Raw genomic sequence first — 8,078 nt, 5'->3', positions numbered from 1 at the left:
TCCCCTGCCCCCCCGCGCCGTTGATGCCGTCGCGCGTCAGGACTGGTCGTCGCGCCGGGCGGCCTCCTCGGCCTCCTTGGCCTCGACCTCCGGGTCGAGCGTGGCCCCGCTGCTGCCGTCCACCGACGTCAGCTTGGCCGACCCCGACGACACATCCGTGGCGGCCGGCGGCTCCACCAGCCAGTCCGGGTTGGCCTGCTTGTCCCACCACTTCCAGGCGGCGAAGGCGCCGCCCGCCACGGCGCCCAGGACCAGGACCAACCTCGCGGCACGGCCGGCCTTCGCCCGCCGCTGCTGCTTGCGGACCAGCTTCTGGATCTGCCGCGCCGGAACCTGGCCGCGCAGCGCGACCAGCGCCGCCGCGCCACGGGCCGCGGCCTCTTCCGTCACGGGACCGGCGGCGGCCATCGCCTGCTCGATCCTCGGACGGGAGTAGTCCGCCGCCTGCCGGGCGACCTTGCGGGTGCGATCGGCGGCCTGGTGGGCGGCCAGGTCGACCTTCGGCGGCACATGAGTCCGGGCCTGCTCCAGATACGGCTGCACATGGGCGCCGTACTGGACGCGGGCCTGGCCTGCGGCCTGCGTCACCATGGGCGCGAGCCGTACGCGGGCCTCCTGCGCGTAGTGCGCGGCCCTGACCTTGGCCGTGTCGGCGTAGGGCGCCACCACTTCCGCGGCGTGCAGCACGCTGTCCTTCGCCGAACCGGTCGCGGCGCGCACGCTGTCGATGCGGGTCACGGGTTCCTCCTCCTCGGTGGCGTACGGTATTTCGACTTTCCACCCTTTTACGGATCATGCCTGCCGGGTCACCGCGCGGCATGCGCGGACGGGCATCCGGGTGCCGATGAACTTGGTCAATGGTGATATCGAATGCGATAGCGGATGAATGCGGGCAACGGGAGCTTGTCGTCGACAATGCCACGGATCGGCGCCGTGCGCCCCCGGCGCGGGACCACTCGCCCGGTCCCGCGCAAACGGAACGGCCCGGTTCCCCACCTGTGAACGGATGCCGGGCGACTGCGCGTCCCGTCCGTGCGAGGATCAGGGAGTCACGGAAAGACAACGGAAGGCACATCGTGGCTGAGCAGCTCAACGCCACCCTGAAGACCAACCACGGCGACATCCAGGTCCGGCTCTTCCCGGACCAGGCGCCGAAGACGGTCAAGAACTTCGTCGAGCTCGCCAAGGGCGAGCGGGAGTGGACCCACCCGCAGACCGGTGCGAAGACCACGGACAAGCTCTATGACGGTACGGTCTTCCACCGGGTGATCAGCGGTTTCATGATCCAGGGCGGAGACCCGCTGGGCAACGGCACCGGTGGTCCCGGCTACCAGTTCGAGGACGAGTTCCACCCGGACCTGCGCTTCGACAAGCCCTACCTGCTGGCGATGGCCAACGCGGGACCGGGCACCAACGGCTCGCAGTTCTTCATCACCGTCGCCCCGACGGCCTGGCTGAACCGCAAGCACACCATCTTCGGCGAGGTCGCCGACACCGCCAGCCAGAAGGTCGTCGACGCCATCGCGGCCGCGCAGACCAACCCGCGCACCGACCGCCCGGTGAACGACGTCGTGATCGAGTCGGTCGTGATCGGCGAGATCAGCAAGGGCTGACACCTCGTCCCCGGAGTGCGAAAGCCCTCGAAGGGAACCAATCGCCCCGCTCATCCGTAAGGATGGGCGGGGCGGGGCTTTTCCACACGACCTAGGGGATCCCATGGACGACCAGGCAGCCGGCACTCCGCAGGACGCCCAGCGCGTCCCCGTCTGCTACCGCCACCCGGACCGCGAGACCGGCATCCGCTGCACCCGGTGCGAGCGGCCGATCTGCCCGGAGTGCATGGTCGACGCCTCGGTCGGGTTCCAGTGCCCGGAGTGTGTCCGAGGGGGAGGTCCCGGCACCGGGCACGCGCCGACGGCCTCCATGCCCCGCACGCTCGCCGGTGGAACCGTCGCCGCCGATCCCCGCCTGCTGACCAAGATCCTCCTCGGGATCAACCTCGCGGTGTTCATCGCCGTGCAGGCCCGGTCGTCCCTGCTGGACCACCTCGTGCTGGTCGGCGTCTGGCCACCGGCGCCGTTCGTTCCCACCGAGGGGGTGGCCGAGGGCGAGTGGTACCGCCTGTTCACCTCGATGTTCACGCACGAGGAGATCTGGCACATCGGCTTCAACATGCTCGGTCTGTGGTGGCTCGGAGGACCGCTGGAGCAGGCCCTCGGCCGTGCCCGCTATCTGGCGCTCTATCTGATCTCGGGCCTGGCGGGCAGTGCGCTGACGTATCTGCTGGCAGCGGGGACCACGGCCTCGCTCGGCGCGTCCGGCGCGATCTTCGGGCTGTTCGGCGCGACCGCCGTACTGATGCGCCGGCTCAACTACGACATGCGGCCGATCATCGCCCTGTTGGTGATCAATGTGATCATCACGTTCGGCTGGGGCAACATCGCCTGGCAGGCCCATGTCGGGGGACTCGTCGCCGGTGTCGTGATCGGGTACGCCATGGTGCACGCCCCCCGCGAGCGGCGGGCGTTGGTGCAGTACGGAACATGTGCGCTGGTGCTCGCCGTGGTCGTCCTGACGACCCTGCTGAGGACGGCGCAGCTCACCTGAGCACCGAGTTTGTCCACAGTCGGTGCCGGATCTTGTGCACAGGGTGCGGGGAAGGCTGTGCGCCGGGTGATCGACCAGCGTTTCCGCAGCTCAGACAGTGTGCGAACAGATTTTCGGTTACTGGTATTTCTGTCACACCGGCGTCAACGTCCCGAAAGTTATCCACAGATCGGGTCTCCTATCCACATGTGGACAAGGCCTGTGGATAACTCAGAGGACAACCCTGCCCAGAGCTGATGGACAGCTCTGGGCAGAGGGACGCTCACCGTACGGCGAGCGTTACTTCCACTGGGTTGAGACGCCGAACCCGGCGGCGATGAACCCGAAGCCCACCACGATGTTCCAGTTGCCCAGGGCGTCGATGGGCAGTGAACCGTCGGTGACGTAGAAGACGACGATCCAGGCCAGGCCGATGAGGAACATGGCCAGCATCACCGGCGCGACCCAGGCACGGTTGGTCAGCTTGAGCGCGGTCGTCTGCTTCGCCGGCGGCGGCGTGTAGTCGGCCTTCTTGCGGATACGTGACTTCGGCACGAGGGTCTCTCCTGTCGATGCGCTGCGTGGCCGCGCAGGGAACTGGGTCGGGCTCGGGGCAGCGTACAAGGGGACTCCGAGCACTCCCCCGGGCGTCCGTTAGCGTAGTGCTTCCACGGCGCCGAAGGAGATAAGGGTACGTTGAGCAATTCTGCCGACTTCCCCGGGAAGGAATCCAGTCCTGCCCGCCGACGCCGTCTCCGGCCCGTGCGGATCCTCACCGCGGGCGTCTTCGCTCTGGCAGGACTCATCTTCTTCACCAGCTTCGACACGGCCAAGGGCACCAACATCCGCACGGACGCCTCGCTGCTGAAGCTCTCCGACCTGATCCACGAGCGCAGCCGCAAGAACGGCGAGCTGGAGGAGTCCAACGGAGCGTTGCGCGACGACGTGGAGTCCCTCGCCGAGCGCGACGACGGCAGCACCAAGGCGGAGGACGACAAGCTCGCCGCCCTGGAGAAGCGCGCCGGCACGCAGAAGCTCAAGGGCGAGGCGATCACCGTCACCCTCGACGACGCGCCGCCGGACGCCACCGCCAAGCTCCCCGGCTACCCCGAGCCGCAGCCCGACTACCTGGTCATCCACCAGCAGGACCTCCAGGCCGTGGTGAACGCGATGTGGCAGGGCGGCGCCGAGGGCATCAAGGTCATGGACCAGCGGCTGATCTCCACCAGTGCCGTGCGCTGTGTGGGCAACACCCTGATCCTCCAGGGCCGCGTCTACTCACCGCCGTACAAGATCACGGCGGTCGGTGATCCCGAGAAGCTGAAGAAGGCGCTCAGCGCCTCCCCGGCGATCCAGAACTACATGGTGTACGTCAACGTCTACGGGCTCGGCTGGCAGGTCGAGGACAACGGGACGGTGACGCTGCCCGGCTACTCGGGCACGGTGGACCTGCACCACGCGAAGCCCGTGGAGTAGCGGCCCTTTCGGGGTTTCACGTGAAACATGCCCGGACATCGAGGCGATCGGCCCCGAACCACGTATGCGTGGGTGCACACGGCCGGGCCCGCCCCGGCCTCACACAGCCCGTGGAGGCCGGGAAACCGGAGGGGTCGCGCCGTTAGTCTGTTGGCGTACGGCGTGGGTCTGGTGCCGTGGTACGACGGAAGGGACGGCATGTACAGCTGGATCTGGCGGCATCTGCCGGGCAACGGGTGGGTGCGGGCACTCATCTCACTGGTGCTGATCATCGCCGTGGTCTACGTCCTCTTCCAGTACGTCTTCCCGTGGGCCGAGCCGCTGCTGCCCTTCAACGATGTGACGGTGGACAACCAGTGAGCGCGCGCATTCTCGTCGTCGACAACTACGACAGCTTCGTCTTCAACCTGGTCCAGTACCTCTACCAACTGGGCGCCGAGTGCGAGGTCCTGCGCAACGACGAGGTGTCGACGGCGCACGTCCGCGGGGGCACCTCCCGCTCGAGCGGAGCCGGGAGCGGGGGAGGTTTCGACGGGGTGCTGCTGTCGCCGGGCCCCGGTACCCCCGAGGAGGCCGGCGTCTGCGTGGACATGGTCCGGCACTGCGCGTCCACCGGGGTGCCGGTCTTCGGCGTCTGCCTCGGCATGCAGTCGATGCAGGTGGCGTACGGCGGTGTCGTGGGCCGTGCGCCCGAGCTGCTGCACGGCAAGACGTCGCCGGTGGAGCACGGGGGCAAGGGTGTCTTCGCGGGCCTGCCCTCCCCGTTCACGGCGACCCGCTACCACTCGCTGGCCGCCGACCCGGCCACGGTACCGGCGGAGCTGGAGGTCACGGCCAGGACGCCGGACGGCATGGTGATGGGGCTGAGGCACCGTGAACTCCTGGTCGAGGGCGTGCAGTTCCATCCCGAGTCGGTGCTGACCGAACACGGCCACCGGATGCTGGCCAACTGGCTGGTGGAGTGCGGTGACGAGGGCGCGGTGGCGAGGTCGGCGGGGCTCGCCCCGGTGGTGGGCAGGGCCACGGCGTGACCGCGCTGCGCCCCGAGCGCGAGTCCGGCGCCGACGCCTATGGCGGCGCCGGCGGACAGGACACCTCGTACGGCGGGCAGCCGTACGGGGCGCCGGGTGCGTACGGGGACGGCTGGTACGGCGACACGGCGTCCGGCTCCTACGGCGGCGCTGCCGAGAACACCGCGTATCTGCCGCCGGTCGACGAGGAGACGGTGGCGCTGCGGATCCCCGAGCCGCCGGAGCGGACGGCACGTGAGGAGTCCGCGTCGGCTCCTTCAGCGGCACCGGGCGGGCGTGCGGCCCGCAGGAAGGCCGCCAGGAAGCGTCACGGGCGCCGTGGAGGCTCTCACAAGGCCGCGGAGGGCCCTGGCGCGGAGACGGGCCGGGAAGGGGCCTCAGAGGCGCCTGAGGAGGCGTCACGAGCTCCGCTGTCGCGGGTGGAGGCGCGTCGGCAGGCGCGGGCGCGCAAGGCGAGTCCGGCGGTCGTCGCGAGCCGGGCGATCGGCGAGGTGTTCATCACCTGCGGTGTGCTCATGCTGCTGTTCGTCACCTACCAGTTGTGGTGGACGAACGTGCGGGCGCACGCGCAGGCCGGCAAGGAGGTCAGCGACCTCCAGGACGACTGGGCCAGCGGCGAGCGCAAGCCGGGGGCGTTCGAGCCGGGGCAGGGCTTCGCGCTGCTGCACATCCCCAAGCTGGACGTGGTGGTGCCGATCGCGGAGGGCATCAGCAGCAAGAAGGTGCTCGACCGCGGCATGGTGGGGCACTACGCGGAGGGCGCGCTGAAGACGGCGATGCCGGACGCCAAGACCGGCAACTTCGGGCTCGCGGGCCACCGCAACACGCACGGGGAACCGTTCCGGTACATCAACCGGCTGGAGCCGGGCGACCCGATCGTGGTGGAGACGCAGGACGAGTACTTCGTCTACAAGATGGCGTCGATCCTGCCGGTGACGTCGCCGAGCAATGTGAGCGTCCTCGACCCGGTGCCGAAGGGCTCGGGCTTCACCGGGCCCGGCCGCTACATCACGCTGACCACGTGCACACCGGAGTTCACCAGCAAGTACCGCTTGATCGTCTGGGGCAAGATGGTCGAGGAACGGCCGCGCAGCAAGGGCAAGCCGGATGCGCTCGTCAGTTAAGGGCAGAGGAAACGTGGCAGCGACCGCCGACGACACCGAAGAGCACGCCGACGCGCCCGCGTCCCCTCCGCCGGAACGCCGCCGCCTGGGGCCGGTGGCGATGGTGGTCAGCTTCTTCGGGGAACTCCTCATCACCGTGGGCCTGGTGCTCGGCCTGTTCGTCGTCTACTCGCTGTGGTGGACGAACGTCGTCGCCGACCGCGCGGCGGACAAGCAGGCGGACAAGGTGCGCGACTCCTGGTCCCAGGGGTCCGGCGACGGCGGTGGCAGCGGTGAACCCGCCACCTACGACAGCAAGGACGGCATCGGCTTCCTGCACGTGCCCGCGATGAGCGGTGACGAGATCCTCGTCGAGAAGGGCACGTCGATGAAGGTCCTCAACGACGGCGTGGCCGGCTACTACACCGACCCCGTGAAGGCGACCCTGCCGACCTCCGGCAAGAAGGGCAACTTCTCCCTCGCCGCCCACCGGGACGGGCACGGCGCGAAGTTCCACGGCATCCACAGGATCGAGAAGGGCGACCCGATCGTCTTCGAGACGAAGGACACCTGGTACGTCTACAAGACCTACGCGATCCTCCCCGAGACCTCGAAGTACAACGTCGACGTCCTCGGGAAGATCCCGAAGGAGTCCGGCAGGAAGAAGGCCGGCCACTACATCACGCTGACCACCTGCACGCCGGTGTACACCAGCAAGTACCGCTACATCGTCTGGGGCGAACTGGTCCGCACGGAGAAGGTGGACGAGCAGCGGACCCCGCCGGAGGAACTGCGCTGACCTCGCGCGGGGCGGCCCGCGAAGCAAGGAGCCCCGGCCCTCTCGGAAGAGGGCCGGGGCTCCTGCCGTACGGGGCGTCGTGACGCGTCAGTCGTCCTCGCGGCCGCCGGTGAGGCCGCCGAAGATGCCGCCGTTGTTGCCTCCGTTGTCGCCCTGCTGGCCGCCGAAGGCGATCAGGGTGACCTTGTCGCCCTTCTTGACCTGCTGGCCTTCCTGCGGGGTGCTCTGGAGCACCACGGCGTTGTCGTCGCCCCCGCCCTGGACCCTCTCGAGCTGCAGACCCGCCCCGGCGAGAACCTGCTTGGCCTGACCGACCGTCATCTGGGTGACCTTCGGCATGGCGAAGGTCTGGTTCTCCTTGGCCTTGCCGATCTGGATGGTCACCGGCGAGTTCTTGGCGAGCTGGGTGCCCTGCACGGGATCGGTCCCGATGACCTTGTCGACCAGCGCCGGGTTGTCCGTCTCCACCTGGACGCAGTTGCCGACGAGCTCGTTGGCGGTCATCTGCGTCTTGGCCTCGTCACAGGTCCTGTTGGTGACGTCGGGCACGGTGGCCTTGTCCGCCTCCTTGGCGACGGTGAGGGTGATCGTGCTGCCCTTCTCCTGGTCCGTGTCGCCCTCGGGGTCCTGCCCGATGACCACGCCCGGGGTCTGGTCGGAGACCTCCGTCTCCTGCTCGACCACGAAGCCCTTCTCCTCGAGCTGGGACTTCGCCTTCTCGTAGGTGAGACCCTGCACGTCGGGTACCGCCACCTTCGGCGCCCCGGTGGAGACCGTCAGAGTGACGGTGGAGTCCTTCTCGACCTTCGTGCCCGCGTCGGGGTCCTGGTCGCAGATCTTGCCCTTGCTCTGGTTCTCGCAGGGCTCTTCCTTGAAGGTGAGCTTCAAGTCGCCGTTGACGGCCAGTTTTTCGGCGTCCGCTCTGGTCTCGCCGACGAAGTTCGGGGCCGCGACCGTGTCGTTGCCCACGCCGCCGCCACCGCTGATGGCCCAGCGGCCGATCAGGATCGCGCCGATGAGGACCAGGACACCCGCCACGACCAGCAATATCGTCGAGGTGTTGTTCTTCTTCGGCTGGCGGCG

At 68.7% G+C, this 8,078-nt stretch carries 10 protein-coding genes; 7 read left to right on the top strand and 3 right to left on the bottom strand.

Annotation, left to right across the window (positions count from 1 at the left end):
- Positions 1-36 precede the first annotated feature (36 nt).
- The gene (locus tag B7767_RS10745; protein WP_085571996.1) at positions 37-738 is read right to left on the bottom strand and encodes a DUF5324 family protein; all 702 of its coding nucleotides are present in this window, start codon (positions 736-738) and stop codon (positions 37-39) included.
- Between the two features lie 338 nt (positions 739-1,076).
- Here B7767_RS10745 and B7767_RS10740 point away from each other — a divergent pair, with 338 nt between their 5' ends.
- Together B7767_RS10740 and B7767_RS10735 are read left to right on the top strand one after the other, a co-directional pair.
- Entirely contained in the window at positions 1,077-1,613 is a 537-nt protein-coding gene (locus tag B7767_RS10740; RefSeq protein WP_085571995.1) for a peptidylprolyl isomerase, read from the top strand.
- A gap of 103 nt (positions 1,614-1,716) precedes the next feature.
- Positions 1,717-2,607 carry a rhomboid family intramembrane serine protease gene (locus tag B7767_RS10735; protein ID WP_085571994.1) on the top strand — a complete coding sequence of 297 codons (891 nt, stop codon included), beginning with the start codon at positions 1,717-1,719 and terminating at the stop codon, positions 2,605-2,607.
- A 279-nt stretch (positions 2,608-2,886) separates the two neighbouring features.
- On the opposite strand, the gene crgA is transcribed toward B7767_RS10735, so the two are convergent.
- A complete protein-coding gene (crgA, locus tag B7767_RS10730) occupies positions 2,887-3,141 on the bottom strand; it encodes a cell division protein CrgA (protein WP_030857015.1) in 255 nt (84 codons plus the stop codon).
- Positions 3,142-3,282: 141 nt separating this feature from the next.
- On the opposite strand from crgA, the gene B7767_RS10725 reads away from it, so the two are divergent.
- From B7767_RS10725 to B7767_RS10705, 5 genes are all read left to right on the top strand, one after another.
- On the top strand, positions 3,283-4,062 hold the full coding sequence (locus B7767_RS10725) for a DUF881 domain-containing protein (protein ID WP_085571993.1): 780 nt from the start codon (positions 3,283-3,285) through the stop codon (positions 4,060-4,062).
- A 198-nt stretch (positions 4,063-4,260) separates the two neighbouring features.
- Positions 4,261-4,422 carry a hypothetical protein gene (locus tag B7767_RS10720; protein ID WP_176726179.1) on the top strand — a complete coding sequence of 54 codons (162 nt, stop codon included), beginning with the start codon at positions 4,261-4,263 and terminating at the stop codon, positions 4,420-4,422.
- Positions 4,419-5,093, top strand: coding sequence for an aminodeoxychorismate/anthranilate synthase component II (locus tag B7767_RS10715; RefSeq protein ID WP_085571992.1), 675 nt, complete (start codon positions 4,419-4,421; stop codon positions 5,091-5,093). The genes B7767_RS10720 and B7767_RS10715 overlap by 4 nt, the downstream gene beginning before the upstream one ends.
- Entirely contained in the window at positions 5,090-6,217 is a 1,128-nt protein-coding gene (locus tag B7767_RS10710; RefSeq protein WP_085571991.1) for a class E sortase, read from the top strand. Before B7767_RS10715 ends, B7767_RS10710 begins: the two co-directional genes overlap by 4 nt.
- Before the next feature lie 13 nt (positions 6,218-6,230).
- Positions 6,231-6,995 carry a class E sortase gene (locus B7767_RS10705; RefSeq protein WP_085571990.1) on the top strand — a complete coding sequence of 255 codons (765 nt, stop codon included), beginning with the start codon at positions 6,231-6,233 and terminating at the stop codon, positions 6,993-6,995.
- A gap of 87 nt (positions 6,996-7,082) precedes the next feature.
- On the opposite strand, the gene B7767_RS10700 is transcribed toward B7767_RS10705, so the two are convergent.
- Positions 7,083-8,078, bottom strand: a 996-nt coding sequence (locus B7767_RS10700; RefSeq protein ID WP_143652340.1) for a Stk1 family PASTA domain-containing Ser/Thr kinase, incomplete at its 5' end; no start/stop codon positions are given.

The sequence above is a fragment of the Streptomyces sp. 13-12-16 genome, from assembly GCF_002114215.1.
Taxonomy (GTDB): Bacteria; Actinomycetota; Actinomycetes; order Streptomycetales; family Streptomycetaceae; genus Streptomyces.
This window is presented reverse-complemented; position numbering and strand designations above follow the sequence as displayed.